This is a genomic window from Sphingopyxis sp. 550B (genome assembly GCF_057401805.1).
Window position 1 is genome coordinate 1,251,495 of sequence record NZ_CM171610.1, and the last position, 24,624, is coordinate 1,276,118.

24 protein-coding genes are annotated in these 24,624 nt (G+C 70.2%); 19 read left to right on the top strand and 5 right to left on the bottom strand.

Going from position 1 to position 24,624, the window contains the following annotated elements:
• The first annotated feature begins 83 nt into the window (after positions 1 to 83).
• Complete coding sequence (locus AC2S9W_RS05840; protein WP_076073738.1) at positions 84 to 1,109, top strand: aspartate-semialdehyde dehydrogenase; 1,026 nt, start codon at positions 84 to 86, stop codon at positions 1,107 to 1,109.
• Between the two features lie 15 nt (positions 1,110 to 1,124).
• Here AC2S9W_RS05840 and AC2S9W_RS05845 read toward each other — a convergent pair whose 3' ends face one another.
• Positions 1,125 to 2,705, bottom strand: a complete 1,581-nt coding sequence (locus AC2S9W_RS05845; RefSeq protein WP_076073741.1) for an ABC-F family ATP-binding cassette domain-containing protein — start codon at positions 2,703 to 2,705, stop codon at positions 1,125 to 1,127.
• A 121-nt stretch (positions 2,706 to 2,826) separates the two neighbouring features.
• Positions 2,827 to 3,795, bottom strand: a complete 969-nt coding sequence (locus AC2S9W_RS05850) for a magnesium and cobalt transport protein CorA (RefSeq protein ID WP_076077488.1) — start codon at positions 3,793 to 3,795, stop codon at positions 2,827 to 2,829.
• Positions 3,796 to 4,228: 433 nt separating this feature from the next.
• Here AC2S9W_RS05850 and AC2S9W_RS05855 point away from each other — a divergent pair, with 433 nt between their 5' ends.
• The 4 genes from AC2S9W_RS05855 (at position 4,229) to AC2S9W_RS05870 (ending at position 9,233) form a co-directional block, all read left to right on the top strand.
• Complete coding sequence (locus AC2S9W_RS05855) at positions 4,229 to 4,606, top strand: BlaI/MecI/CopY family transcriptional regulator (protein WP_067110709.1); 378 nt, start codon at positions 4,229 to 4,231, stop codon at positions 4,604 to 4,606.
• Positions 4,603 to 6,282 (top strand): M56 family metallopeptidase, encoded by a 1,680-nt coding sequence (locus AC2S9W_RS05860; RefSeq protein WP_076073743.1) that lies wholly within the window; start codon positions 4,603 to 4,605, stop codon positions 6,280 to 6,282. Before AC2S9W_RS05855 ends, AC2S9W_RS05860 begins: the two co-directional genes overlap by 4 nt.
• Before the next feature lie 111 nt (positions 6,283 to 6,393).
• Positions 6,394 to 7,152, top strand: a complete 759-nt coding sequence (locus tag AC2S9W_RS05865; RefSeq protein ID WP_486571723.1) for a hypothetical protein — start codon at positions 6,394 to 6,396, stop codon at positions 7,150 to 7,152.
• Complete coding sequence (locus AC2S9W_RS05870; protein WP_486571724.1) at positions 7,149 to 9,233, top strand: TonB-dependent receptor plug domain-containing protein; 2,085 nt, start codon at positions 7,149 to 7,151, stop codon at positions 9,231 to 9,233. Before AC2S9W_RS05865 ends, AC2S9W_RS05870 begins: the two co-directional genes overlap by 4 nt.
• Before the next feature lie 76 nt (positions 9,234 to 9,309).
• Here AC2S9W_RS05870 and AC2S9W_RS05875 read toward each other — a convergent pair whose 3' ends face one another.
• Entirely contained in the window at positions 9,310 to 10,971 is a 1,662-nt protein-coding gene (locus AC2S9W_RS05875; RefSeq protein WP_486571725.1) for a M28 family metallopeptidase, read from the bottom strand.
• Positions 10,972 to 11,170: 199 nt separating this feature from the next.
• On the opposite strand from AC2S9W_RS05875, the gene pip reads away from it, so the two are divergent.
• Positions 11,171 to 12,262, top strand: coding sequence for a prolyl aminopeptidase (pip, locus tag AC2S9W_RS05880; protein WP_104959294.1), 1,092 nt, complete (start codon positions 11,171 to 11,173; stop codon positions 12,260 to 12,262).
• 1 nt (position 12,263) lies between these two features.
• Here pip and AC2S9W_RS05885 read toward each other — a convergent pair whose 3' ends face one another.
• Complete coding sequence (locus AC2S9W_RS05885) at positions 12,264 to 14,405, bottom strand: S9 family peptidase (RefSeq protein ID WP_104959295.1); 2,142 nt, start codon at positions 14,403 to 14,405, stop codon at positions 12,264 to 12,266.
• Between the two features lie 513 nt (positions 14,406 to 14,918).
• On the opposite strand from AC2S9W_RS05885, the gene AC2S9W_RS05890 reads away from it, so the two are divergent.
• From AC2S9W_RS05890 to gp17, 11 genes are all read left to right on the top strand, one after another.
• Positions 14,919 to 15,536: a hypothetical protein gene (locus AC2S9W_RS05890; RefSeq protein WP_486571726.1), complete on the top strand. Its 618-nt coding sequence runs from the start codon at positions 14,919 to 14,921 to the stop codon at positions 15,534 to 15,536.
• Positions 15,537 to 15,854: 318 nt separating this feature from the next.
• Positions 15,855 to 17,189 carry a DNA-packaging protein gene (locus AC2S9W_RS05895; RefSeq protein WP_486571727.1) on the top strand — a complete coding sequence of 445 codons (1,335 nt, stop codon included), beginning with the start codon at positions 15,855 to 15,857 and terminating at the stop codon, positions 17,187 to 17,189.
• 167 nt (positions 17,190 to 17,356) lie between these two features.
• Entirely contained in the window at positions 17,357 to 18,463 is a 1,107-nt protein-coding gene (locus tag AC2S9W_RS05900) for a phage portal protein (protein ID WP_076073759.1), read from the top strand.
• A 13-nt stretch (positions 18,464 to 18,476) separates the two neighbouring features.
• On the top strand, positions 18,477 to 18,785 hold the full coding sequence (locus tag AC2S9W_RS05905; protein WP_104959297.1) for a DUF6127 family protein: 309 nt from the start codon (positions 18,477 to 18,479) through the stop codon (positions 18,783 to 18,785).
• A gap of 59 nt (positions 18,786 to 18,844) precedes the next feature.
• Positions 18,845 to 19,234, top strand: coding sequence for an HK97 family phage prohead protease (locus AC2S9W_RS05910; RefSeq protein ID WP_076077496.1), 390 nt, complete (start codon positions 18,845 to 18,847; stop codon positions 19,232 to 19,234).
• 5 nt (positions 19,235 to 19,239) lie between these two features.
• The gene (locus AC2S9W_RS05915; protein ID WP_083674967.1) at positions 19,240 to 20,379 is read left to right on the top strand and encodes a phage major capsid protein; all 1,140 of its coding nucleotides are present in this window, start codon (positions 19,240 to 19,242) and stop codon (positions 20,377 to 20,379) included.
• Positions 20,380 to 20,482: 103 nt separating this feature from the next.
• Positions 20,483 to 22,003: a tail fiber domain-containing protein gene (locus AC2S9W_RS05920; RefSeq protein WP_104959298.1), complete on the top strand. Its 1,521-nt coding sequence runs from the start codon at positions 20,483 to 20,485 to the stop codon at positions 22,001 to 22,003.
• A complete protein-coding gene (locus AC2S9W_RS05925) occupies positions 22,000 to 22,158 on the top strand; it encodes a hypothetical protein (protein WP_156483119.1) in 159 nt (52 codons plus the stop codon). The genes AC2S9W_RS05920 and AC2S9W_RS05925 overlap by 4 nt, the downstream gene beginning before the upstream one ends.
• A gap of 16 nt (positions 22,159 to 22,174) precedes the next feature.
• Positions 22,175 to 22,456: a phage fiber-tail adaptor protein gene (locus AC2S9W_RS05930; RefSeq protein ID WP_076073764.1), complete on the top strand. Its 282-nt coding sequence runs from the start codon at positions 22,175 to 22,177 to the stop codon at positions 22,454 to 22,456.
• Entirely contained in the window at positions 22,453 to 22,998 is a 546-nt protein-coding gene (locus tag AC2S9W_RS05935; RefSeq protein ID WP_076073767.1) for a head-tail connector protein, read from the top strand. Before AC2S9W_RS05930 ends, AC2S9W_RS05935 begins: the two co-directional genes overlap by 4 nt.
• Positions 22,998 to 23,408 (top strand): tail completion protein gp17, encoded by a 411-nt coding sequence (gp17, locus tag AC2S9W_RS05940; RefSeq protein ID WP_076073768.1) that lies wholly within the window; start codon positions 22,998 to 23,000, stop codon positions 23,406 to 23,408. The genes AC2S9W_RS05935 and gp17 overlap by 1 nt, the downstream gene beginning before the upstream one ends.
• Before the next feature lie 86 nt (positions 23,409 to 23,494).
• Here the strand turns inward: gp17 and AC2S9W_RS05945 are convergent, their stop codons facing one another.
• Entirely contained in the window at positions 23,495 to 23,833 is a 339-nt protein-coding gene (locus tag AC2S9W_RS05945; RefSeq protein ID WP_067112904.1) for a hypothetical protein, read from the bottom strand.
• Positions 23,834 to 23,879: 46 nt separating this feature from the next.
• Here AC2S9W_RS05945 and AC2S9W_RS05950 point away from each other — a divergent pair, with 46 nt between their 5' ends.
• On the top strand, positions 23,880 to 24,287 hold the full coding sequence (locus AC2S9W_RS05950) for a phage tail tube protein (protein WP_067112902.1): 408 nt from the start codon (positions 23,880 to 23,882) through the stop codon (positions 24,285 to 24,287).
• The gene (locus AC2S9W_RS05955) at positions 24,284 to 24,598 is read left to right on the top strand and encodes a gene transfer agent family protein (protein WP_076073770.1); all 315 of its coding nucleotides are present in this window, start codon (positions 24,284 to 24,286) and stop codon (positions 24,596 to 24,598) included. The genes AC2S9W_RS05950 and AC2S9W_RS05955 overlap by 4 nt, the downstream gene beginning before the upstream one ends.
• Positions 24,599 to 24,624: the final 26 nt, after the last annotated feature.

Here is a 24,624-nt window from a genome sequence, read left to right on the forward strand (position 1 = left end):
ACAGCTTTCCAAGACGACCGGTTCCGCCCCAGCGCGAAACCGGTCGTTTTTCGTTTCAAGCACCAGCATCAAAGGACAAGTTCATGGGTTATCGGATCGTCGTCGCGGGCGCGACGGGCAATGTCGGCCGCGAAGTCCTCGCCATCCTCGCCGAGCGCGAGTTCCCGATCGCCGAACTGGCCGCGGTCGCCTCGTCGCGCAGCCAGGGCGAGATGGTCGAGATCGGCGATACCGGCAAGACCGTCAAATGCCAGAATATCGAGAATTTCGACTGGGCCGGCTGGGACATGGCGATCTTTGCCATCGGGTCCGACGCGACCGCGATCCACGCGCCCAAGGCGGCGGCGGCGGGCTGCGTCGTGATCGACAACAGCTCGCTCTATCGCATGGACCCCGACGTGCCGCTGATCGTGCCGGAGGTGAACCCCGATGCGATCGACGGCTATACCGCGAAGAACATCATCGCCAACCCCAACTGCTCGACCGCGCAGATGGTCGTCGCGCTGAAGCCGCTGCACGATGCCGCGGGCGTCAAGCGCGTGATCGTATCGACCTATCAGTCGGTCTCGGGCGCGGGCAAGGCGGGGATGGACGAGCTGTGGAACCAGACGCGCCAGATCTTCGTCGGCGACGAGAAGGACGTGCAGAAGTTCACCAAGCAGATCGCCTTCAACGTCATTCCGCACATCGACAAGTTCCTCGACGACGGGTCGACCAAGGAGGAATGGAAGATGGTGGTCGAGACCAAGAAAATCCTCGACCCCAAGGTGAAGGTGGTCGCGACCTGCGTGCGCGTCCCGGTCTTCGTCGGCCATTCGGAATCGGTGAATGTCGAGCTGGAACGGGAATTGTCGGCCGAGCAGGCGCAGGACATCCTGCGCGAGGCGCCCGGCGTGATGCTCGTCGACAAGCGCGAGGACGGCGGATACGTCACCCCGGTCGAATGCGTCGGCGACTATGCGACCTTCGTCAGCCGCGTGCGCGACGACAGCACGGTCGACAACGGCCTTGCCTTCTGGTGCGTCAGCGACAACCTCCGCAAGGGCGCGGCGCTGAACGCGGTGCAGATCGCCGAACTGCTCGGGCGGCGGCATCTGAAGAAGGGGTGAGGGGGCGCTTCCCCCTCATTCGCCCAGCGTCACCGTGCGCGTGATGCCGATCGCCTCGAGGAACGGGCGGTCGTGGCTGACGACGAGCAACGCGCCGTCATAGGCGGCAAGGCCGGTCTCGACCGCGGTCAGCGAATCGAGGTCGAGGTGGTTGGTGGGCTCGTCGAGGATCAGCAGCTGCGGCGGCGTCGGCGCGCCGAGCGTGCAGGCGAGGCCGGCGCGCAGCATCTGGCCGCCGCTGAGCGTGCTGACGACACGGTCGGCGGCATCGGCGCGAAAGCGGAAGCGCGCGAGCGCGGCGCGGCACTGGTTGTTCGTCGTCCCCCGGTTGAGCCGGGCGAAATTGTCGGCGATCGACAGCGTGGGATCGAGCAGCGAAAGACGCTGGTCGAACAGGGCGAAGGGCACGCCGACGCGGACCCGCCCCCGCTGCGGCGTCAGCGTTCCCGCGACGAGCGCGAGCAGCGTCGACTTGCCCGAACCGTTGGGACCGGCGAGCGCGACGCGTTCCGGGCCGGTGATCGTCAGCGACAGGTCGCGGATCACAGGCGCATCCTCGCCATAGCCCGCCGACACATGATCGAGTTCGAGCACCCGGCGCGAGGCCGGCAGGCGGGTTGCGGGCAGCGCCACCGCGAGCGGGTCGACGACCTCGATCCGGCCGCGCGCGTCCGACAGCGCGCGTTCGGCCTCGGCCTGCTGGCGGTCGGCCAGCCGCCGGTTCGCGCCGCCGCTGGCCTCGGCGCGACTCTTGAGCGTGCCGAGCAGAATGGCGGGCTCGTCGCCGCGCGCCGCCTTGCGCCGGCCCCCGGCATCGCGGCGCGCCTGGCGCTCGGCGGTGACCTGTGCCTGCCGCCGGACCGCGTCGAGCCGCTTTTCGGCGACCCCGAGCCCGGCTTCGGCGGCGGCCTGTTCGATGGCCTTGCGCTCGGCATAGGCGCTCCAGCCGCCGCCGTAGCGTGCGGCGCCGAGCCCGGTCAGCTCGACGATCGCGTCCATCTCTTCGAGCAGTTCGCGGTCATGGCTGACGACGATCGCGCCGCCGCGCCAGCCGCGCAGCAGGTCGCGCACCGCGTCGCGCCCTTCGCGGTCGAGATTGTTGGTCGGTTCGTCGAGCAGCAGGAAATCGGGTTCGGCAAAGATCGCCCCCGCCAGCGCGGCGCGTGTGCGCTGGCCGCCCGACAGCCGGGCGAGCAGGGTGTCGGGCGGCACCGGCAGGCCGAGCCTCGCCAGGCTTTCGTCGATCCGCGCTTCGAGCGTCCAGTCGGCCTCGGCAAGCTCGTCGGCGGTGGCGCGGCCCGCCTCGGCCTTGCGGAGCAGCGCGACCGCGGCGCGCGCGCCGAACAGGTCGGCGACCTGGGCGTCGGGATCGACCTGCACCGTCTGGCGCAGCATCGCGAGGCTGCCGTCGACGGCGATGCGGCCCGATGTCGGCGCGATCTCGCCGGTCAGCAGTCGCAGCAGCGTCGATTTGCCGACACCGTTGCGTCCGACGATGCCGGTGCGTTCGGGATGGAATTGAAGGTCGAGGTCCGAAAGGACGGCGCGGCCGTCGGGCGTGGACCAGCCGAGATGGGCGAGGGTGATGGCGGGCATGGACAAGGCTTTCCTGAAGGCAAGGCGGGGGACGCTGCGTTCAGTTGCGATCCATGATTCCATCGACTCCGTTTGGGGGGTGAGGCCCCTATCTAGGGTCGCGGCGTCCGGCGGGCAAGGGTCACAGCCAGCCGATGTGCTTGAAGCGCCAGTAGAGGAGGCCGCAGATGCCGCCCATCAGCGCGAGCGCGAGAGGGTAGCCGAAGGTCCAGTCGAGTTCGGGCATATACTCGAAATTCATGCCGTAGATGCCCGCGATGGCGGTCGGCACCGCGAGGATCGCGGCCCAGGCGGCGAGCTGGCGGGTGATCGCGCCTTGGCGCTGCTGTTCGAGCAGCGAATTGGTGTCGACGACCGAGGCGGCGACGTCGCGCAGGCCGGTCAGGCGAAATTCGGCGCGCTGGACATGATCCCACACGTCGCGGAAGAAGGGGCGCACGGGATCGTCGATACACGGCAGCGGCGCGGTCGCGAGCTTTTGCGCGGCGTCCTTCATCAGGCCGGTGAGCCGCTGGAACCGGATGACATGGTGCCGCTGCGCGTAGAGGTGGCGAATCTCGGCGGCGTCGAGCGGCGTGTCCATCACGCTGTCCTCGAGCAGCAGCAGGCGGTCCTCGATCGCGTCGATGACCGGAAAATAGCCGTCGACGATGAAATCCAGAACCGCGTGGAGCACATAGTCGGGGCCGTGGCCGAGCAGCGCCGGGCTCGATTCGAGCTGCGCCCGCACCTCGGCATGGCCGCGCGCCGAGCCGTGGCGGACGCTGACGATGAAATGGCGGTCGACGAAGAAGGCGGTCTCGCCCGGCTGGATCGCGTCGCCGTCGAGGTTGGCGGTGCGCGCGATGACGAACAGCTGGTCGCCATAGACCTCGACCTTGGGAAGCTGGTTCGCCTTGAGCGCGTCCTCGACCGCGAGCGGATGGAGGCCGAAGCGCGCCGCGATGCCTTCGAGTTCGCCGGGCGTGGGCTCGTAGAGGCCGAGCCAGAAGAAATCGCCCGGGTCGCTTTCGTCGGGGATCGTCTCGTCGGGGCCGAGATCGCGGACGAGCTTGCCGTCGTGATAGAGGCGGGCGGCCATGATCGGCATCGGCAATTATCCCCTTTCGACGGGTAATCATTCCCCGGCGAAAGCCGGGGTCCGGACGGCGTTGCGCTGCCGCGTATGGACCCCGGCTTTCGCCGGGGGACAAGTCCCTGCGTGTTCGCAGGACATATACGCCATCGTCTGTGACGGATGCGGCGCCGTTCGACAAGCGCGAGGCGAGGGCGGACGGCGGGAGTGGGGAGCAGGGCGCTCGCCCGGTTCGTCATTGACCTCGGAGAAAGCCGGGGGAAGCAATCTTCGGCCATCGGCCTTGCGCAAGGCCGATGGCTGGAAATTGCTTCGTCGCCCGCGCTCCTCGCAATCACGATCGGGTGGCGATCCGGACCGGCGGTGTGTCTTATGCGAATAAATCGCTTGCCATGAGGGCGCTACAAATGTAGCTAAGCTACAAATGTAGCGCATGAGGTGATTCGCCATGCTGTCCAGCTTGCCCCCCCGCGAACGCGAAATCGTCGATATCCTCTATGAAAGGGGCGCTTCGACCGTCGCCGAGATCGGCGAGGCGCTGAGCGACGCACTGTCGGGGTCGGCGATCCGCGCGATGCTCAAGCGGCTCGAGGCCAAGGGCTTCGTCGACCGCACGGCGTCGGAGCGCGGCTTCCTCTATGCGCCCCGCGTGTCGGACAAGGCGGCGCGCAAGTCGGCGCTGAGCCAGGTCGTGCGCGTCTTCTTCAACGGGTCGGCGACGAGCGCGGCCGCGGCGCTGCTCGGCATGCAGGATGAGATGAGCGCGAGCGAACTCGACGAACTGCAAAAGCTGATCGCCGATGCGCGCGAAGGGAGGGCGAAATGACGATCACCGCCGCGAGCCTGCTGGAGCTCGGCCTGAAATCGCTGCTGATCGCCGGGCTGACGCTGGCGATCCTGCGCCTCGTGCGGTCGCGTTCGGCGGCCGAGCGGTCGCTGGTCGCGCACGCCGGACTGGTTGCGCTGCTGGCGCTCCCGGTCGCGGCATTGCTGCTGCCGCAATGGACGCCGCTGCCGGCCGCCTGGTCGGTGCGGCAGGCGGCGGCGCTGCCAGTGACGGAAGTCGCGGCGATGCCGGCGGAGGCGCTGCGCGATGCGGCGCCCGTGGCGGCGGCGACGTGGAACTGGCCGTCGCTCTCCGACATGGCGCTCGGTGTCTATGCGCTGCCGCTGCTGCTGCTGTTCGCGCTGATGGCGCTGGCGGTGGTGCGGCTGTTCGCGATGCGCGCGCGCGCCGACGTGCTGGTCGAGGCGTCGTGGCTGTCGGCCCTGGCCGAGGCGCAGCGGCGCATGGGCTTCAAGCACGGCACCGCGCTGCTGGTGAGCGAGGAATTGCGCTCGCCGATCAGCTGGGGCGTGCTGCGCCCGACGATCGTGCTCAGCCCCAAGGCGGTCGGCGCGGTCGGCGAGGCCGAGGCGATCATCGCGCACGAACTGGCGCATGTCGCGCGGCTCGACTGGGCGAAGCTGCTCGCCGCCCGGCTGGCCTGCGCGCTTTTCTGGTTCAATCCGCTGGTCTGGATGCTGGCGCGCGAAAGCCACCAGCTGCGCGAGGAAGCTGCCGACGACGCCGTGCTGATGGCCGACATCGACGGACCCGATTATGCGACGCTGCTCGTAGGCGCGGCGCGGCACGACAATCAGGGCGCGCTGCTTGCCGCGCACGGCGTCGCGCCGGGCAAGGGCAGCCTCAAGCGCCGGATCACGCGCGTCCTCGACGCGAGCCTGAAGCGCGGTCCGGCGAGCGCGAGCTGGATGCTGATGAGCCTGGTGCTGCTCGCCGGGATCACCGCGCCGCTCGCCGCCTTTTCGGCCACCACCGGGCAAAGGGCGGCGGCGGCAGTCCACGCCGTCGCCGCCCCCGCCCCGACCGCGGCACCGCAGTCCGCCGCGGTCGCGGGCGGCGCCCCGGAGGCCGCGACGCCAGCCGCCCCGGTCGCGAAGCCGCAGGCCGGTCCATTGACCGTCGACGAACTGGTGGGGATGCGCGCGGTGGGGGTGACGCCCGAGGATGTGCGCGCGATGCGCCGTCATGGGTCGGTCGATTCGGACGACATCATCGCCGCGAAGGCGAGCGGGGTCGATCCCGACTATATCGCCGCGATGCGCCGTCTGTTTCCGCACGCGGCGCTCGACGACCTGATCGGCGCCAGAGCATTGGGCGTCTCGCCCGATTACGCCCGTGCGATGCAGGCGCAGTTCCCCGACGTCGATCTCGACGATCTGACCGCGATGCGGGCGGTGGGGGTGACGCCCGATTACGTCGCGCGGATGCGCCGCGCCGGCCAGTCGCTGTCCGATCCCGACGATGCGATCGAGGCGCGGACGGTCGGAAGCTGGGACAGCGGGCGGCACAGCGTCGTCCGGTCGCGGTTGGGGGCGACCGTTCGGGCCGAAGCCAGCGGCAGCGTCGAAGTGCGCAGCGCCGACGGAGCTGTGGTGCGGGTCGCGGCGCCGAGCCCGCCGGGACCGCCAAGGCCGCCCGTAGTACCGAAGGACTGACGCCCGGCCACTGGCCGAAGCGACACCGCCGATCATCGAACCGAAGTTTGGAAACGCCGTTGCGGCGGCGAGCGGAGACGCTCGGCCGGCGCAGGGAGGAGGAGTATCCCCATGAAAGCCAGAATCAACGCCCTGTTCGTCGCCGCGGGCGCCGCGGTCTTGCCGGTCATCGCGTGCACGGCGCCGGCGCAGCAGAGCCAGGCCGCCGCGCCCGCGAGCGACGCCATCCGCTGGGAGGCGTCGGTGCAGGATAGCGGAGCCCACGCGCCGCGCCTGCGGCTCAGCCAGCGCAAGTCGACCAGCGACCTGCAACTCGATGGGCGCCGCGCCGAGTTCGGCGCGGCGCGGTCTGCGCTGGGCGGTGCGGCGGGGCCGGTGTCGTTCAGCGTCGTGCACGAGGCGGGGCGGCTCGATTGCAGTGGCCGCCTGAATGCCGCGTTCGACGGCGCGGGCCATTGCCAGTTCCAGCCCGATGCGGGATTTGCGCGGGCGCTGTCCGATCGCGGAATCGGAACGCCGTCGCGCGACCAGCAGCTCGCTATGCTGATGGTCGATGCCACCACCGCCCTTGCCGACGGGCTGATCGGAGAGGGCGTGCGGCCGAAGGACGGCAGCGACCTGATCGCCGCCGCGGCGCTTGGGGTCACGGGCGCCTATGTCCACGAACTCCAGTCGGGCGCGCTGCGGCTGACGGCGATCGACGACGCGATCGCGTGCAAGGCACTGGGGGTCGACGGCGCCTATGTGCGCGGGCTCGCCGCGGCGGGCTATGCCTCGCTGTCGTCCGACGAGGTGGTGCGCCTGAAAGCGCTGGGGGTGACGCCCGACTATGCGCGGTCGATGAATGCGGCCGCGAGGGCGGCGAAATGAGCCGCTGGACGAGCATTGCCGCGCTCGCCGCGGCGCTGGGTACGGGCGCGGTGCAGGCGCAGGAGGCGCCCGCCGTCCCGGCGATCGCCCCCGCTCCCGCGCCGTCCGACGCGGCGCGGCAGGTCTATGCCCCCGCCGACTTCGCGCGCTATGCGCCCAAGAACGCCTATGACATGCTGGCACAGGTCCCCGGCTTTTCGATCCGCGACAATGAGGAGCGGCGCGGGCTGGGGCAGGCGACGGGCAATGTGCTGTTCAACGGCGTGCGCCCGTCGACCAAGTCCGACGACATGGCGACGCTGCTGTCGCGCATCCCGGCGGGCAATGTCGAGCGGATCGAGATCGTCGACGGCGCTTCGCTCGATATTCCGGGGCTGTCGGGGCAGGTCGCGAACATCGTCTATCGCGCCGACGATTTTTCGGGACAGTTCGCCTGGAAGCCCGAGTTCCGCGCGCATTATGCGCATCCGCTCTACACCCGCGGCGATATCTCGGTGCGCGGGCGGACCGGCGCGATCGAATATGAGCTCGGCCTCTATAACAACGAGGGCGCGCGCAGCGCCGCCGGCGGACCGACGCTGATCCTCGACGGCGCGGGGCGCATCGTCGAGCAGCGGCACGACGTCTGGCGCAGTCCCTATGACACGCCGAAGCTGTCGGGGCATCTGACATGGGACGGCCCCGGCGATTCGATCGCGCACCTCGGCGCCCATTATCAGCGCAAATACGACCGCTATGTCGAGGACGGGCTGCGGACGAGCGTCGGCGACCCCGACCGCTTCCGCACCGTGCGCGAGAAGAACGACAGCTGGAATTACGAGCTGAGCGGCGATTACCAGTTCGGCCTCGGCCCCGGAAAGCTGAAGCTGATCGGCCTGCGGCGGTTCAGCCACGAACCCTATTCGCAGGAGATCGTCACCCGCTTCGCCGACGCGACGCCGCCCGAAGGCGACCGGTTCGCGCAGCGCGGCAATCTGGGCGAGACGATCGCGCGCGGCGAATATCAGTGGAAGATGCTGGGCGGCGACTGGGAATTGTCGGGCGAGGCGGCGTTCAATACGCTCGACAACGTCGCGTCGATCGCGGTGCTCGACCCCGCCGCCGGCGTCTTCGTCGATCAACCGTTTCCGGGCGGGATCGGCGGCGTCAGCGAGGATCGCTACGAAGGACTGCTCAGCTTCGGGCGCAAGCTGACGGACACGCTGTCGTTCCAGCTCGTCGCGGGCGCCGAGCATTCGAAGATCACCCAGACGGGCATCGGCGGACAGGAGCGCAGCTTCTTTCGTCCCAAGGGATCGCTGACGCTCGCCTGGGCACCGTCGGCCGATCTCGACATGTCGTTGAAGATCCGGCGGCGCGTGCTGCAGCTGTCCTTCTATGACTTCCTCGCGCGGGCGTTCCTGAACGACGACAATCAGAACGAGGTCAACAACGACCTGAGGCCGCAGCAGGACTGGAGTTTCGAGTTCGAGGCGAACAAGACGCTCGGCGTCTGGGGGTCGACGAAGCTGAACCTCATCTACCGCGATGTCGAGGATCGCGTCGACGTCATCCCGGTCGGCGCGAGCGGCGAGGCGGTCGGCAATATCGACCGAAGCTGGGCCGCGGCGATCGACTGGACGACGACGATCAACCTCGACCCGGCGGGGCTGAAGGGCGTCAAGGTCGACACGCGCCTGCTGCTCCAGACCTCGTCAATCCGCGATCCCTTCACCGGCGAGACGCGCCAGTGGAGCGGCTTCACCGACCGGCAGATCGAGATCGACCTGCGGCACGATATCCCCGGCAGCGACTGGGCATGGGGCTTCAACGCCAACCACAGCCACATTCAGCCCAACTATCGGCGCAACCAGGTCGACCGGACGTGGGAGGGGCCGGTGTTCGCCAGCCTCTTCGTCGAGAACAAGGATGTGTTCGGGATGACGGTGCGGGCGCAGGTCGCCAATATGTTCAACGCCCGTTCGCGCCGCGACCGGACCGTCTACACCGGCGTGCGCGGCGAAAGCCCGATCGCCTTCGTCGAGCAGCGCGACCGGCTGATCGGACCGGTCTTCGCCTTTTCGGTGCGCGGGAAGTTCTAGATGCATCAAGTCCTTCCCCCGGGCGGGGAGGGACCCATGCCTTTGGCGGTGGCTTGGCCGCGCCTTCCCCTTCGCGCTATTGCCGCGCAGCCGAGCTTTCGGCGCGGATGGCGCCGAACTCGCTCGTCGGCTGCCAGCCGGGCCAGCGGGTCGAGCGAGCGAGTTCATCACCGATCTGGTAAAAAATCTGAATATCCTGAACCGCGCCGTCGAGGTTCCAGCTGGGGTCCCAGGCGTCGCACGCCTGATGATAGCATTGGCCGGTATAGGCATCGACCCATGCCTGTCCGGCGGCCTTGCCGCCTTCGACGAGGTCGGAGGCGCCCGCGATGCCCATCATCAGCAGGACGGGAACGCCGCGCTTGGCGAGGCTGAAATGGTCGGCGCGGAAGAAGAGTCCGCGCTCGGGCAGGCTTTCCTCGCTGACGCTGCGCCCCTGCGTCGCCGCTACGCGGGCGAGGTCGTCTTCCAGCGTGCTCTGGCCCTTGCCGACGAGGATCACGTCCTTCGCGCGGCCCGCGGTCTGGAGGATGTCGAGGCCGAGGTTGGCGACGGTCTTCTCGACCGGGAAGAGCGGATTGGCGGCATAATGTTCGGAGCCGAGCAGACCGCGTTCTTCCGCGGTCCAGAAGGCGAAGACGATGCTGCGCTCGGGCGGCGGCGCGGCCTTGAACAGACGCGCCATCTCGAACATGCCGGCGACGCCGAGTGCGTCGTCGTTGGCGCCGGCGCGATAGATGCGGCCCTGTGCATCGGGTTCGCCTTCGCCATAGGCATCCCAGTGCGCGCCGATCATCACCACCTCGTCGGGGCGCTGCGTGCCGGCGATCTTCGCGAGGACGTTCTGGCTCTGCACCTCTTCGTGCGCCGAGGGAATGGCGGCGTTGAAATTCGTGCCGAGGTCGACGGGGCGGAAATCGGCGCGGCGCGCGGCGACGCGCAGCTTCGCGAGGTCCTGACCGGCGGCGGCGAACAGCTTCGTCGCGGTGTCGCCCGAAATCCAGCCCTGCAGCGCGAGGCTGGTCATCTTTTCGGGCGGGACGACGAGGCCGTAATTCTCGCCGCCGGGGCTGTTGACGACGTTCCAGCCGTAGCCCACGCCCTCTGTATCGTGGACGATCAGCGCCGCGACCGCGCCCCGGCGCGCCGCTTCCTCGAACTTGTAGGTCCAGCGACCATAGTAGGTCATCGTCCGGCCCTTGAACTTGCCGAAGGCGGGCTCGCCCTTCTTTGCGGCGAAATCGGGGTCGTTGATCAGGAAGACCGCGACCTTGCCCTTGAGGTCGACGCCCTTGAAATCGTCCCAGCCGCGTTCGGGCGCGTCGACGCCATAGCCGACGAACACCATCGGCGCGCCGGCGACCACGGCGCGGTCGTTCGGCTGAAGCGTCGATAGATAGATGTCGGTGCCGAAGGCGAGCGGGGTGGTCGTGCCACCGCGGTCGAAGGCGAGCGTTTCGGGAGTGCCGAGCCGGGTGTGGAGCAGCGGCACGCGCTGCGTCCAGCCGCCGTCCGACCCGGCGGGTTCGAGCCCGAGTGCCTGCAGCCGGCCGATCAGATAGCCGACGGTGCGTTCCTCGCCGACGGTTCCCGGCGCACGGCCCTGAAACTGGTCGGAGGCCATGGTGCGGACGGTTTCGGTGATGTTCGCGGGGTCGATCGCGGGCGCCGCGGTCTGGGCAAGCGCCGGAACGGCAAGCAGCAGGGCGGCGGTGGAAGCGGCAAGGCGCAAGGTCATAGGGCGGTCATTTCCGATCGATGCGGCGCGACCGGGCCGGGGCCGGTCGCCTTCTGGGACTGGCGATGCCACCGCAATTGCGTCGCTGCGGCTTTCGCCGCAAGGACGATTCAGACATGGCATCGGAGTCGCCCTAGCATGGGGGCGTGGCGCGCGGCCACCCCCCGAGCGGCGGCGCGCGCAACGAAAGGAAGACAGGATGGATTTCTCGCGGCTGCAGACATCGAGCAAGATCGGCGACGACTGGGTCTATCCCGAGGCGGAGGCGCGGCGCAGCGGGTGGCTGACGGTCGACAGCGACCCCGAGCATCGCCTGTATTGGGAGGAGTACGGCAATTCGGCGGGCGAACCGGTGATGGTGCTGCACGGCGGCCCCGGCGGCGCCTGTTCGCCTGCGATGGCGCGCTATTTCGACCCGGACCGCTATCGCATCATCCTGTTCGACCAGCGCGGATGCGGCAAGAGCGAGCCCAACGTCGCCACGGCGGGACCAGCGACGGCGCTCGCGCGCAACACCACCGCCGACCTGATCGGCGATATCGAGAAGCTGCGCGATCATCTGGGCATCGCGGGGCGGATGCATGTCTTCGGTGGAAGCTGGGGCAGCACGCTATCGATGGCCTATGCGATCGCGCATCCCGATCATTGCGCGAACCTGATCCTGCGCGGCATCTTCCTGGGCGCGGCGGAGGATCTGCTCTACCTGTATCAGGGCAATGCCGCGACGTGGCACGAAGACCCGTTCGGGCTGACCGCGCCGGGCGCCTATATCCACTATCCCGACGAATGGCGCGCGCTGCTGGAAGTGCTGAGCGTCGAGGAACGGCGCGACGTGATGCGGTCGTACAAGGCGATCTTCGACATGGTGCCCGCGACCGCCGAGGAGAAGGAACGCCAACTCGCCGCGGCGGTGACATGGTCCCTATGGGAAGGAACGATTTCGAACCTGATCCCCGAGGCGGGCGATACCGGAAAGTTCGGGGAGGCGGGGTTTGCTTTGTGCTTTGCCCAGATCGAGGCGCATTATTTTGCCCATGACCTGTTTCTGGAGCCGGGGCATTTCTTTCGGCATATCGACACGCTGGCGGCGATTCCGGTGCATATCGTCCATGGGCGGTTCGACGAGGTGTGCCCGCTGACGCAGGCGTCGCGGCTGGTCGCGGCGCTGCGCGGCGCCGGGGCGGAGCCCGCGACCTATGTCGTCACCAACGCCGGGCACAGCGCGATGGAGCGCGAGAATGCGCTGGCGCTGACCGCAATCATGGACGGGCTGCCGCCGCTGGCGCCCTAGATCAGGGTGCCGCCGCAGCCGGCGGGGCCCAGCCGTGGCGGTATTTGGCGAACCAGGCGAGGATCGCCGAGGCCTTGGCCGCCGACTGCGACGGCCGCGCGGCGATGCCGCCGTGGCTGGCGCCGGGCACCTTGACCAGCGCGGTCGGGACGCCGCGCAGCCGCAGCGCGGTATAATATTGCTCCGACTCGCTGACCGGGGTGCGGTAATCCTCGCTGCCGACGACGACCATCGTCGGGGTCTTCACCTGGCCGACGAGCGAAAGCGGCGAGTGCTTCCAGAAGGTCTCGGGATTCTCCCACGGCATCGCGCCGAGCCAGTAGCGGCCGAAGAAGGCGGGACCGTCGGCGGTCAGCGCCTGCGACGTCCAGTTGATCACCGGCTTTTGCGTCACCGCGGCCTTGAAGCGGTCGGTGTTGCCGACGATCCAGCTGGTCAGCACGCCGCCGCCCGAGCCGCCGGTGACGAACAGCGCGTCGGGATCGGCGATGCCGAGTTCGATCGCGCGGTCGACGATGCTGATCAGGTCGAAATAATCATTGCCCGGATAGGCCTTGTCGATCGTGTTCGCGAACGCCTCGCCATAGCTGGTCGAACCGCGCGGGTTCGACGACAGCACCGCATAGCCCGCGGCGGCGTAGAGCTGGTTGTCGGTCGCGAAATGCGGGCCATAGGCCGAGAAGGGGCCGCCGTGAATCTCGAGGATCAGCGGCACCCGCCGGCCCTCGACATAGCCGGGAGGCAGGGTCAGCCAGCCCTCGATCTCCAGCCCGTCGAGGCTGGAGGCGACGGTGATCTTGCGCACCTCGCCCAGCGCCTTGGTCTCGCGCAGGCTGCGGTTGAGGTCGGTCAGCATCCGCGTCTTGCCGCCCGCGGCGAGCTGAACCTCCGCCGGGCGCGTCGGGGTGCCGCCGGTGAAGGCGATCGCGCCGGTGTCGGCGACCGAGAAGCTGCCGCCGGTGTAGGGCCGGTCGAGCCCGCCGCCCGACAGGCCGGTGACGACGGTGCGCGCCGAGCCGTCGAGCCCGATGCGCGCGACTTTCGTCTCGCCATGGTCGTCGTACTGGACATAGAGGCTGCGCCCGTCGGCGGCCCAGGCGACGTCGTCGACGCTGTAATCCCAGCCGGCGGTCAGGCTGCGGCGGCCCGAACCGTCGGGGTTCATCACGTAAAGCTCGCTATTCTCATAGGCGCGCAGCTTGTCGTCGAAACCGACATAGGCGATCAGCCGGCCGTCGGGCGAGACGACGGGATTGGCGTCGGGGCCGTCGCGGTCGGTGAGCTGGGTGATGCGGCCGCTCGCGACGTCGAGCGCGAAAATCTCGCTCTCGCGCGCGTCGTTCTCCCAGTCGGGCTTGCGGTTGGCGCCGAAATAGAGGGTGCGCCCGTCGCGCGACCAGCTGAGCGGTCCGCCGTCGTGATAGGGGCCGAAGGTGAGCTGGCGCGGCGCGCCGCCGGTCGCGGGGACGAGAAAGATCTTCTCGAACCCCGGCTCGATATAGCCCGCGCCGTCGGCGCGATAGGTGAGGAGGTCGTGAACCTCCAGCGGTTCGGCCCATTTGGCGCCTTCGGGCTTGTTGGCGGGGGCCGAGCCGAAGGTCGGTGCCGCGTCCTTGACCAGCATCGTATAGGCGATCGAGCGCCCGTCGGGCGACCAGGCGATGCTCGACGGGCTGGTCGGCAGGCCGGTCAGCCGCACCGCCTCTCCGCCGTCGATCCAGCGCACCCACAGCTGCGCGCCGCCGCCCTCGGTCGAGGCATAGGCGAGGCGCTTGCCGTCGGGCGACCAGCGCGGCGTGAAGGCGCTGCCGCCGCCGTTGCCGCCGGTGACGGGGGTTTCCTGCCCGGTCGCGGTGTCGATCAGCCAGATGCTGCCGATCGCGCGGTCGGTCATGATGTCATTCTGTCGCCGGACATAGGCGATGCGGCGCCCGTCGGGACTGATCTGCGGATCGGCGGCGATCGCGAGGTCGAAGATGTCGGCGCCGGTGAAATGCCGTTCGGGCGCGGTGCGCGCGCTGCCGCTCGCGGACGCCGTCATCGCGGCGGGTTCGGGCTCCGGCGCCGCCGGCTGATCCTGCGCGGCGGCGAGCGAAGCCTGGAACGCGAAGAGGCTGACGCCGAGGATGACGAGTTTGCGCATGGATTTTCGACCCCTGTTTCCCTTTGAATCGCAGCGGTCTGAACCTTTCGACCGGGGCGGTCAAGCGGGTGGCGGAGCGGGTGCGCATCGTTTGAAAACGGCGTGCGGTTTCGCCTGCCTTGTCACGCCGGACAAGCGGGACCCCGGATCGAGTCGGTATATATTCCCCTCAGGCAAGTCAGGCGCTGTTCCCCGGCGAAAGCCGGGGTCCAGATGGCACGGCGCTGCCTCGCATGGACCCCGGCTTTCGCCGGGGAACAGTGACTTGTCGAAGAGGGAAGATTGCCGATCAAGTCCGGGGTGACGGGGAGGGGAAAGCGCTTTCCGGAACCGGGCTGCGTCGCCGATGGCGGCGGCGGGGCCGCGCGTGCAGGGGAAGTAGTATAAAACCATATAGGTTATTTTCTATTGACATCGTAACGCTGATATGGCACAAGCATCTCATCATCGAGAATTGCGATTCGGGCCGGCGCCTTCGGGCGATCCGGCCCGATCCTTTTGGGGAGCGACCGAATGGAACAGGTGGTGCGGGCCGGCAATCGTCGCCGGCTGATGCGGGCGAAGGCGCCGCGCACGGCCCTTTCGACGCGCCAGTGCGAGACGTTCCTTTCCCATCTGGCGGAAAGCTGCAACGTGACATGGTCGGCCGCGCAGGCGGGGCTGGTCTGTTCGACGGTCTATCGGCTGCGCGCGCGCGACGAGGCGTTCGCCGCGGCGTGGCAGGAGGCGTTGACGGCCGGATATCAGCGTCTGGAAATGGGGCTGGTGCAGGCGGCGCTGGCGCTTGTCGAGGGCAGGCCGGGCGCGGCCGTTGCCGGGAGCCGCGAAGGCGGCGAGCCCGGTCGGGGCAGCGCGGACGAAAAAGGCGCAAGGGCGGCGCGCGCGGCGAAGGAGGGCGCCGCGACGGAACCGGACACCGCGAAAGGCGGGGACGAAGGGCGCGTGATCGCGCCGATGACGGTCGACCAGGCGATCAGCCTGCTCGGCCGGCACCAGGCGTCGGTCCGCGGCGGCCGGGCGCGGACGCTGCGGCCCGACAAGCGGATGCCGACGTCCGAGGAAACCGACGCCGCGATCCTGAAGCGGCTCGCCATCCTGCGCCGACAGCGCGAGCTGGCGCCGGAGGGATAGGGGCCTGGTCCCCGGCGGACGCCGGGGTCCGGATGGCTGGATGCTGCCCCGCGTGGGCCCCGGCTTCCGCCGGGGAACGGTTCGTTGCCGGAAAGGGATGATTGCCAACGCGTTCCAGCATGACGAAGTGCGGAAGCAGGGGGCTTCGACCCAAGGCCGGCGCCTGTTTGCAATCGCCATGATCTCCCTTCTGTCGGGGCAGAACGGAACGGGCAGGCGTCTTGCCGCCCGGTTTCTCCTCTCGTTGGCGGGAGGGGATCGCGTTTCATGGCGGGTCATTTCTTTCCCTGTCGGGGAGCGGTGAGGGAGGATCGGCGGATGGGGCAGGCGCATCGCGACGTCGTCGGCGACGTGCTCGAGAAATTGTCCGCGCTGTCGCCGCGCGACCTGCGCTTCGTGATGCGGGGATTGACCTGGGGCCAGCGCCGCGAACTGCTCGAGCGCTGGCACGGCTGGGCGCAGGAGGGGCAATGCGAGCCGCCGGGCGACTGGCGCATCTGGATGATCCGCGCCGGGCGCGGCTTCGGCAAGACGCGCGCCGGGGCGGAATGGATCAGCGAGTGCGCGCGCACGATGCCGGGCGCGCGCATCGCGCTGGTCGCGGCGAACGAGATCGACGGACGGCGCGTGATGATCGAGGGGGCGAGCGGGCTGCTGGCGGTCGCGCGCGGGCATGAAAGCCCCGACTGGCGCGACGGGGTTCGCGAGCTGCATTTCGGCAACGGCGCGGTCGCGACGCTCTATTCGGCGGCGGCGCCGGAGAATCTGCGCGGGCCCGAGCATCATGTCGCGTGGTGCGACGAGCTGGCGAAATGGCACCGGGGCGCGACCGCGTGGGACAATCTGGTGCTGGGGATGCGGCTGGGCGACCGGCCGCGCATCCTGATCACCACGACGCCGCGCCCGACCGCGCTGATGCGGACGATCCGTGCGCTGCCGGGGTTCGCCGAAACGGTCGGCGGCACGCACCAGAACGCCTATCTGCCGTCGAATTTCGTCGAGGCGATGCAGGCGGTCTATGGCGGAACGCGGCTGGGGCGGCAGGAACTGGACGGCGAGCTGGTCGAGGATGTCGAGGGCGCGCTGTGGACGCGCGCGCTGATCGAACGCTGCCGCGTCGATCCGGAGGGACTGGGCAAGCCGCGGCGCGTCGTGATCGGCGTCGATCCGCCCGCGACGTCGACCGGCGATGCGTGCGGGATCGTCGTCGCGGCGCTGCTGCGCGACGGGCGGCTGGCGGTGGTCGAGGATGCGAGCGTCGAGACCCCGCCGCCGCATGTCTGGGCGCAGGCGGTGGCCGCCGTGGCGGCGCGCTGGGGCGCCGACCGGGTGGTCGCGGAAAGCAATATGGGCGGCGAGATGGTCGCGGCGACGCTGGCGCAGGCCGATGTCGCGCTGCCGGTCGCCACGGTCCACGCGAGCATCGGCAAGGCGCGCCGCGCGGAGCCGGTCGCGCTCGCCTATGAGCGCGGGCAGGTGGTGCATGCGGGGGCGTTCCCGGCGCTGGAGGACCAGCTTTGCGGGTTCCAGACCGGTGGCGGCTACGCCGGGCCGGGCGGTTCGCCGGACCGGGCCGATGCGTGCGTGTGGGCGCTGGCGGAACTGCTGGAACGGATGAGGAAAGGGCGCGCGCCGGGGGTGCGCAGGGTTTGATCAAAGCCCTCTCCTCTTCAGGGGAGAGGGTTGGGAGAGGGGGAGTCACGCACGCCGGCCCCTCTCAACTTCGGCTAGCGAGCAAGCTCGCAAGCCTGCGTATCTCTCCCCTGAAGGGGAGAGAGTGGGGCTTGCGGTGTGGCGGCTGGCCCATCGAGGAGACAAGCATGAACTGGTTTGGCCGCAAGGCCGCATCGTCGACGGTGCGGCCCGCCTTGTCGCGTGTGTATGGGACGTGGAGCGCGCCGGCGCCGCTGTCGTGGGAGGCGCAGGTGCGCGAAGGCTATCTGGGCAATGCGATCGTCCAGCGGTCGGTGCGGCTGGTCGCCGAGGCGGCGGGGGCGGCGCCGATCGCGGCGGGCGACCCGGCGCTGCTGGCGCTGGTCACCGCGACATCGGGCGGGCAGGGGCTGGTCGAGACGCTGGCGTCGCAGCTACTGCTCCACGGCAACGGCTATGTGCAGATATTGACCGACGGCGCGGGCGCGCCCGCCGAGCTGTTCGCGCTGCGCCCCGACCGGGTGACGGTCGAGGCCGACGGGCGCGGCTGGCCGGTCGCCTATCGCTACAAGGCGGGCGGATGCGCCGCGGTGCTGCCCGCCGAGGACGGCGCGGGGCGGCCGGCGGTGGTGCATGTCAAGGCGCTGCACCCGCTCGACGATCATTATGGCGCGGGCTGCCTGGCAGCGGCGCAGGGGGCGATCGCGGCGCATAATGCGGCGGCGAAATGGAATGCGGCGCTGCTGGGCAATGCGGCGCGGCCGTCGGGGGCGCTGATCCACGATCCGGGCGACAAGGGGATGCCGCTGTCGGCCGAGCAGGTCGACCGGCTGCGCGAGGAGCTGGCCGAAAGCTTTGCCGGCGGGACGAACGCCGGGCGGCCGCTGTTGCTCGAGGGCGGGCTGAAGTGGCAGGCGCTGTCGCTGTCGCCCGCCGACATGGATTTCCTGGAGCTGAAGCACAGCGCGGCGCGCGAGATCGCGATGGCGTTCGGGGTGCCGCCGATGCTGCTCGGGCTGCCCGGCGATGCGACCTATGCCAATTATCGCGAGGCCAATCGCGCGCTGTGGCGGCTGACCGTGCTGCCGCTGTGCGCGAAGATATTGGGCGCGGTGTCGCAGGGGCTGGCGGGCTGGTTCGGCGGCGCCGAGCTGCGCGTCGACATGGACCGGGTGCCGGCGCTGGCCGCCGACCGCATGGCGCTGTGGCGCGAGGTGTCGGGGGCCGACTGGCTGACCGCGGCCGAGAAGAAGGCGCTGTTGGGCGTCGACTAGCCGGAGATACGACATGGACGAGGAAGAGGCGCTGGCGCGGCTGATCGCGCTGGCTGGGACGCGCGCGCCCGACGCGGCGCTGCTGCGCGCGGTGGTCGAGGAGGCGAGCGAACTGGGCGCGCGGCGGGCGCTGGCGCGGCTGGGGCTCGCCGACGCGGCGGCGCGCGACGACATCGGCGACCTGCGCCAGCTGCTCGGCGCGTGGCGCGACGCCAAGACGAGTGCGTGGAAGGCGGCGGTCGACTGGGCGGCGCGCGGCCTGCTGGCGCTGCTGCTGGTGGGGCTGGCGATGAAGCTGGGGCTGCCGGGGCTGCTGCGGTGAGGGGTGCGATCGTTCGACAGGCCCACCCCCCGGCCGCCTCCCGCCTGCGGGAGGGGGGGATACGGTTCGCGGGCTATGCGTCGGTGTTCGACCGCGTCGACCGCGGCGGTGACGTGGTGCGCGCCGGGGCCTTCGCGGCGAGCCTGCGCGCGGGGCGCGCGGTGCCGCTACTGTGGCAGCACCGGCCGGGCGCGCTCGTCGGCACGATCGAGATGCTGGCGGAGGATGCGCGCGGGCTGCGCGTCGTCGCGAGGGTGACGCACCCGACCGCGGCGGCGCTGGTCGCGCGCGGGGCGCTGACCGGGCTGTCGTTCGGATATCGGGTGCGCGGCGCGCGGGGCGCGAACCCGCGCGAACTGCTGGCGCTCGACCTGGCCGAGATCAGCCTCGTCGCGCAGCCGATGCAGCCGCTGGCGCGGGTGATCGCGGTGGATTCATGGAAGGAGTGAAACGCATGGACGAGATGGAGATGAAGGCGGACGCGCTCGAGGGAGCGTTCGATGCGGTGCTGGCGGCGGAAGCGGTCGACGAGTTGAAGGCGTCGGTCGCGGCGCTCAAGGCGCAGGTCGACGCGCAGGCGGTCGCGGCGGCGCGGCTGCCGCTCGACGGGGCGAAGGCGGCCGATCCGGCGCGCGACGCCTTCGTCGACCGCTATCTGCGGCGCGGGATCGACGCGGGGACCGGGATGAAGAGCCTGTCGGGGGCGTCGGGCGGCGAGGGCGGCTATGCCGTGCCGCGCGAGATCGACGGGGCGATCGCGGCGACGCTGAAATCGCTGTCGCCGATCCGCGGCATCGCGACGGTCGTGCAGACGGGGACGAGCGGCTATCGCAAGCTGATCGCGACCGGATCGACCGGCGCGGGATGGGTCGGCGAAACCGACGCGCGGCCCGGGACCGGGACGCGCAGCTTCGCCGAGATCGCGCCGCCGTCGGGCGAGCTTTACGCCAATCCGGCGGCGAGCCAGGCGATGCTCGACGATGCGATGTTCAATGTCGAGGACTGGCTGGCCGACGAGATCGCGCGTGAGTTCGCGGTCGCCGAGGGTGCGGCCTTCGTGTCCGGCAACGGGACGAACCGGCCCAAGGGCTTCCTGTCCTACGCGGCGACGAACGAGGCGGACAGCGCGCGGGCGTTCGGGACGCTGCAGTTCGTCGCCTCCGGCGCGGCGGGCGGCTTTGCGGCGTCGAACCCGCAGGACAAGCTGGTCGAACTGGTCCACAGCCTGCGCGCGCCCTATCGCGGCGGCGCCTGCTGGGTGATGAATTCGGACACGCTGGCGCGCATCCGCAAGTTCAAGACCACCGACGGCGCCTTCCTGTGGCAGCCGGGGCTGGTCGAGGGCCAGGCGGCGAGCCTGCTCGGCTATCCGGTCGTCGAGGCCGAGGACATGCCCGACGTCGCGGCGAACAGCCTGTCGATCGCCTTCGGCAATTTCCGCGCCGGCTATCTGATCGCCGACCGTGGCGAGACGCATATCCTGCGCGATCCCTTCAGCAACAAGCCCTTCGTGCATTTCTATGCAACCAAGCGGGTCGGCGGCGCGATCATCGATTCGAACGCCATCAAGCTGATGAAATTCGCCGCGAGCTGATCGGCGCGCGCGCGAGGGGCGCCCGGTTCCTGCCCTCCAACCCTTTCGGGGCGGGGCCGGGCGCAACCTGACATCTTCCCAGAATGGAAAGGATGGCGCTGCCATGCCGACCCCCTTTTTCGCCGACCTGGTGCGCGAGCTGTGCCACGAGGGCGGCACCGGCCCGCTGACGCCGACCGGCGCGGTGCCCGGACACCGCCGCTTCGCGGACGCGGTGCCCGCCGATACCGAGTTCCACTATGCCATCGCGGGCATCGCGCAGTCCGGCGAGTGGGAGGTCGGCACCGGCCGCCTCGACACCGCCGGCCGGCTGGTGCGCGAGGCGGTCGCCGCTTCTTCGGACGGGGGCGGCCGCGTCGATTTCGCGCCGGGACTGAAGACATTGGCGCTGACCGTCGGCGCCGGCTGGTTCGCGGCGCACGACACGGCGGTCGCGGCGCTGGATGCGGCCGACGACGCCCTGGCCGCCGCGATCGCCGCGAAGCAGCCGCTGTCGACGGCGCACCCCGCGGCGGCGACCGGCGCGGATGACGACCTGCTGACCGTGCGGCGCGGCGCGGGGTGGGTGAACCTGCCGCTCGCCGCGCTCGTCCGGCGCGGCGCGGACGGCCGTGTCGGCATCGGCGCCGCCAGTCCGGCACAACTGCTGGAACTGGCCGGCGGATCGCCGAGGATGCGGATCGCGCCCGCCGCTTCGGAGCAGATGGGCGGGATCGAGATCGTCACCAACGGCGCGCACGATGCGTCGTTCACCGCTCGCGGATCGACGGGCGAGCTGAACATCTCGGTCGGACGTTCGCCCGGGTGGGGCGGGAGCATCCGCTTCATCACGGACACGAGCGAAAGGATGCGGCTGACCGCCGCAGGTAGCCTCGGTATCGGAACGGACGCGCCAGCCGAAAAATTGACGATTGCAAACGGCAACATATTGCTCCCCATGTCAACCGATACAGCGGGCGCCCTGCTGGGATATTCGGAGTTCTATCCGGCGACCATCGACGGCGTGAGAGTCCCTGTCTATGGCCTGAAATGGGCAAAACCCGCCAGCGAGAGCAACCCCCACGCTATCCTGGCGGGCCATGGCGGCGCGTGGATCGTCACCGGGGGCAATGTGCATCTCCGCGTCCTTCAGAGCGGCATCGTGTCCCCCGGCGCGGACAATGGCCAACCGCTGGGGGCTGCTGCCCACCGCTGGTCCGTCGTCTATGCCGGGACCGGCGCCATCAACACGTCGGATGCGCGGGACAAGACCTGGCGCGGCGCGCCGTCCCCGGCCGAGATGGCGGCGGCGAAGCGCATCGCGGCCGAACTCGGATTTTATCAATGGAACGACGCGGTCGCCGAAAAGGGCGAGGACGGCGCGCGGCTGCATTTCGGGGTGCGGGCGCAGGCGGTGTGGGCGATCATGGCCGACGAAGGGCTGGCCGATCCGGTCGGCATCGGGGCCGATCCGACCAGCCGCCATGCCTTTCTGTGCTGGGACCGCTGGGCGGAGGAGCGCGACGCCGAGGGACGGATCGTCCGCGCGGCGGGCGAGCGGTTCGGCATCCGCCCCGACCAGCTCGCGCTGTTCCTGATCGCGGCGCAGGAGGCGCGGCTCGCGGCGCTGGAGGCGGCGGCATGACCGGCGGCGCGGCGCTGGGTTCGCGTGCGATCGGCGACGCCAGCGGCCGCGTCCTCGCGATCGAGTGGCGCGGTCCCGACCGGGCGGCGCCGCCGCGCGCGCGCGTTCGCCTGGCGCCCGATCCGGCGCGCCGGATCGCGGTGGCCGGACGCTGACCGGAAAGGATCGACGATGGCGATGATGGTGAAGGATCCGGGGACGCGGATCGACTTCGAATTCGACTGGGCGGCGGCCTGTCCCGCCGGGCAGGCGGTGGCGGCGAGCGACTGGACGGTGTGGCCCGACGAGTCCGAGGGGGTCGCGGTGGCGGCGATGACGCACGGCCTGGCGCGCGCGACCGTGACGCTGGCGGGCGGGATCGCCGGGCGCGTCTATCGCGTCACCAACCGGGTGACGATGACCGATGGCCAGGTCGAGGAGCGGTCGATGGCGGTGCGGGTGGAGGAACGATGATGGTGGAGAGCCTGTTGCCGGGCGAGGTCCCGGTGAGCCTGGACGAGGCGCGCGGCTGGCTGCGGATGGGGGCGACGATCGACGATGCGGTCGTCGCCGGGCTGGTCCGTGCCGCGGCGAGCATCTGCGAGGCCTTTGTCGGCCAGTGGCTGATCGTGCGCGCGGGCGAGGAAAGCCTTGTCCTGCGCGGCGGCGCCCTGCGGCTTGCCGCGCGGCCGGTCGTCGCTGTCGATGCGGTGACGCTGCTGCGGCCCGATGGCGCGGAAACGGTGCTGGGCGCCGACCGCTACCGCGTGACGATCGCGCGCGACGGGTCGGCACGGGTGGCGATCCACGCCGCCGGCGATGCCGGATATGCGCGCATTGCGTTCCGCGCCGGCATGGCCGCGGGCCCCAATGCGGTGCCCGAGGCGATCCGCCAGGGCCTGCTGCGCATGATCCAGCACCTCCACGCCGCGCGCGACGGTGCGGACGAGACGCCGCCGGCGATGATCGCGGCGCTGTGGCAGCCGTGGCGGCGGCGCACGCTGGGAGGCGCATGATGACGGGCGCGGAACAGGCGGTGCGCGCGAAGGCGCTGACGGTGCTGGGCGCGGACGACGCGCTGGCCGGGCTGGTGCACGGCGTGTTCGACGGCGTGCCGCCGCGCGCGAGCGCGCCCTATGTCTCGGTCGGCGCTGCCGAGGGCCGAGACTGGGGGACGAAGGACCGGCCCGGGTGCGAGGTGCGGCTGACGCTGAGCCTGACCGGTGCCGGGTTGCCGGCCGACGCGGGCGGGGCGGCGGCGCGGATGGAGGCGGCGGCGGGCGCGCTGCGCGGCCCGGCGGGCGGCTGGACGGTCGTCGCGGTCAGGGCGCTGCGCAGCCGGCTGGCGTTCCGGCGCGAGGGCGGCTGGCGGCACGATCTGGTCGTGCGGTGCCGGTGCCTGGCGGGGGTGCGGGAGGAGGCGTGACCCGCTTCGGCGTCATGCCGCTCTGGGTCCCCGCCTTTGCGGGGACACGGGAACGCTTCGCTCAGGGACGACCGGGACAGGGGCGATCAGGAATCGCCGGGGAGGGTGTTGGTCGAGGAATAATCCTTGAACTTCTCGATGAAGTTCACGTGATAATCGTCGATCTGCATGTCGGCATTCTCGGTGGCGTCGGCCTCCGAATCGCCGCTCGCGCGGTCGAGCGCGATCACCGCCTGACGAAAGGCGGTGCGCTCCGCGGTGCAGGCACCCTTGATCGCCATTTCATATTCGGCGTCGCCCATCTTGCCCTCGAGCGACTTCTTGAGGTGGTCGCGCAGGCATTTGGTGAAGGCGGCGCGCGACGTGTCGACCGCGGCGGTGGGCGATGGTGCCGCCAAGGCCAGGAGCAAGCTTGTGATCAACATCCTGCGACTCCCCGTTTGCAGATGATTTGCGAAGGAGAATTAAACCATGGGGATCGAAAATGGGAGCGCTTTTCTGCTGAAGGTCGGCGATGGCGCGACGCCGCCCGCCTTCGGCACCGTCGCCGGGCTGCGCACGACGCAATTGTCGGTGAACGGCGAGGCGGTGAACGTCACGACCAAGGATTCGGGCGGCTGGCGCGAGTTGCTGTCGGGCGCGGGGGTACGGTCGGTTTCGGTGAGCGCGGCGGGCCTGTTCACCGGGTCGGCGGCCGAGGTGCGGCTGCGCGGCCATGCGCTGGCGGGCACGATCGACGATTATGAGCTGAGCTTCGAAAGCGGCGAGCGGCTGCGCGGGCGCTTCCTGGTGACGCGGCTCGATTATGCCGGCGATTACAATGGCGAGCGCCAATATGTGCTGGCGCTCGAGTCGAGCGGCGCGGTGGTCAGCCTGTGAGCGCGGTCGCGAACCCGCTGCGCGGCGAGGCGGTGCTGCGGATCGGCGGCACCGCGCATGTGCTGCGCCCGAGCTTCGGCGCGCTGGTTGCGGCGGAGGCCGAGCTGGGGCCGCTGTTCGCGCTGGTCGAGCGCGCCGCCGACGGGCGGCTGGCGCTGGGCGAGCTGGCCGGGCTGTTCTGGCATTGCGTGCGCGACCGGCCGGCGGAGCTGACGCGCGAGACGGTCGGCGAAGCGGTGGTCGCGCAGGGGCTGGCGGCGGTGACGCCCGCGCTGCGGATGCTGCTGGGGCAGATCTTGCAGGGGCGGTGATCGGTGACGGAGAAGGCTGCCCACCC

Excerpts from the sequence above, each read along its gene's own strand:
- pip (WP_104959294.1), top strand. The coding sequence starts at position 11,171 with ATGGATTTCTCGCGGCTGCAGACATCGAGCAAGATCGGCGACGACTGG.
- AC2S9W_RS05870 (WP_486571724.1), top strand. The coding sequence starts at position 7,149 with ATGAGCCGCTGGACGAGCATTGCCGCGCTCGCCGCGGCGCTGGGTACG.
- AC2S9W_RS05925 (WP_156483119.1), top strand. The coding sequence starts at position 22,000 with ATGACCGGCGGCGCGGCGCTGGGTTCGCGTGCGATCGGCGACGCCAGC.
- AC2S9W_RS05875 (WP_486571725.1), bottom strand. The coding sequence starts at position 10,971 with ATGACCTTGCGCCTTGCCGCTTCCACCGCCGCCCTGCTGCTTGCCGTT.
- AC2S9W_RS05850 (WP_076077488.1), bottom strand. The coding sequence starts at position 3,795 with ATGCCGATCATGGCCGCCCGCCTCTATCACGACGGCAAGCTCGTCCGC.
- AC2S9W_RS05860 (WP_076073743.1), top strand. The coding sequence starts at position 4,603 with ATGACGATCACCGCCGCGAGCCTGCTGGAGCTCGGCCTGAAATCGCTG.
- AC2S9W_RS05930 (WP_076073764.1), top strand. The coding sequence starts at position 22,175 with ATGGCGATGATGGTGAAGGATCCGGGGACGCGGATCGACTTCGAATTC.
- AC2S9W_RS05890 (WP_486571726.1), top strand. The coding sequence starts at position 14,919 with ATGGAACAGGTGGTGCGGGCCGGCAATCGTCGCCGGCTGATGCGGGCG.
- AC2S9W_RS05920 (WP_104959298.1), top strand. The coding sequence starts at position 20,483 with ATGCCGACCCCCTTTTTCGCCGACCTGGTGCGCGAGCTGTGCCACGAG.
- AC2S9W_RS05935 (WP_076073767.1), top strand. The coding sequence starts at position 22,453 with ATGATGGTGGAGAGCCTGTTGCCGGGCGAGGTCCCGGTGAGCCTGGAC.
- AC2S9W_RS05945 (WP_067112904.1), bottom strand. The coding sequence starts at position 23,833 with ATGTTGATCACAAGCTTGCTCCTGGCCTTGGCGGCACCATCGCCCACC.
- AC2S9W_RS05915 (WP_083674967.1), top strand. The coding sequence starts at position 19,240 with ATGGACGAGATGGAGATGAAGGCGGACGCGCTCGAGGGAGCGTTCGAT.
- AC2S9W_RS05895 (WP_486571727.1), top strand. The coding sequence starts at position 15,855 with ATGGGGCAGGCGCATCGCGACGTCGTCGGCGACGTGCTCGAGAAATTG.
- AC2S9W_RS05900 (WP_076073759.1), top strand. The coding sequence starts at position 17,357 with ATGAACTGGTTTGGCCGCAAGGCCGCATCGTCGACGGTGCGGCCCGCC.
- AC2S9W_RS05845 (WP_076073741.1), bottom strand. The coding sequence starts at position 2,705 with ATGCCCGCCATCACCCTCGCCCATCTCGGCTGGTCCACGCCCGACGGC.
- AC2S9W_RS05855 (WP_067110709.1), top strand. The coding sequence starts at position 4,229 with ATGCTGTCCAGCTTGCCCCCCCGCGAACGCGAAATCGTCGATATCCTC.
- AC2S9W_RS05885 (WP_104959295.1), bottom strand. The coding sequence starts at position 14,405 with ATGCGCAAACTCGTCATCCTCGGCGTCAGCCTCTTCGCGTTCCAGGCT.
- gp17 (WP_076073768.1), top strand. The coding sequence starts at position 22,998 with ATGACGGGCGCGGAACAGGCGGTGCGCGCGAAGGCGCTGACGGTGCTG.
- AC2S9W_RS05950 (WP_067112902.1), top strand. The coding sequence starts at position 23,880 with ATGGGGATCGAAAATGGGAGCGCTTTTCTGCTGAAGGTCGGCGATGGC.
- AC2S9W_RS05905 (WP_104959297.1), top strand. The coding sequence starts at position 18,477 with ATGGACGAGGAAGAGGCGCTGGCGCGGCTGATCGCGCTGGCTGGGACG.
- AC2S9W_RS05865 (WP_486571723.1), top strand. The coding sequence starts at position 6,394 with ATGAAAGCCAGAATCAACGCCCTGTTCGTCGCCGCGGGCGCCGCGGTC.
- AC2S9W_RS05840 (WP_076073738.1), top strand. The coding sequence starts at position 84 with ATGGGTTATCGGATCGTCGTCGCGGGCGCGACGGGCAATGTCGGCCGC.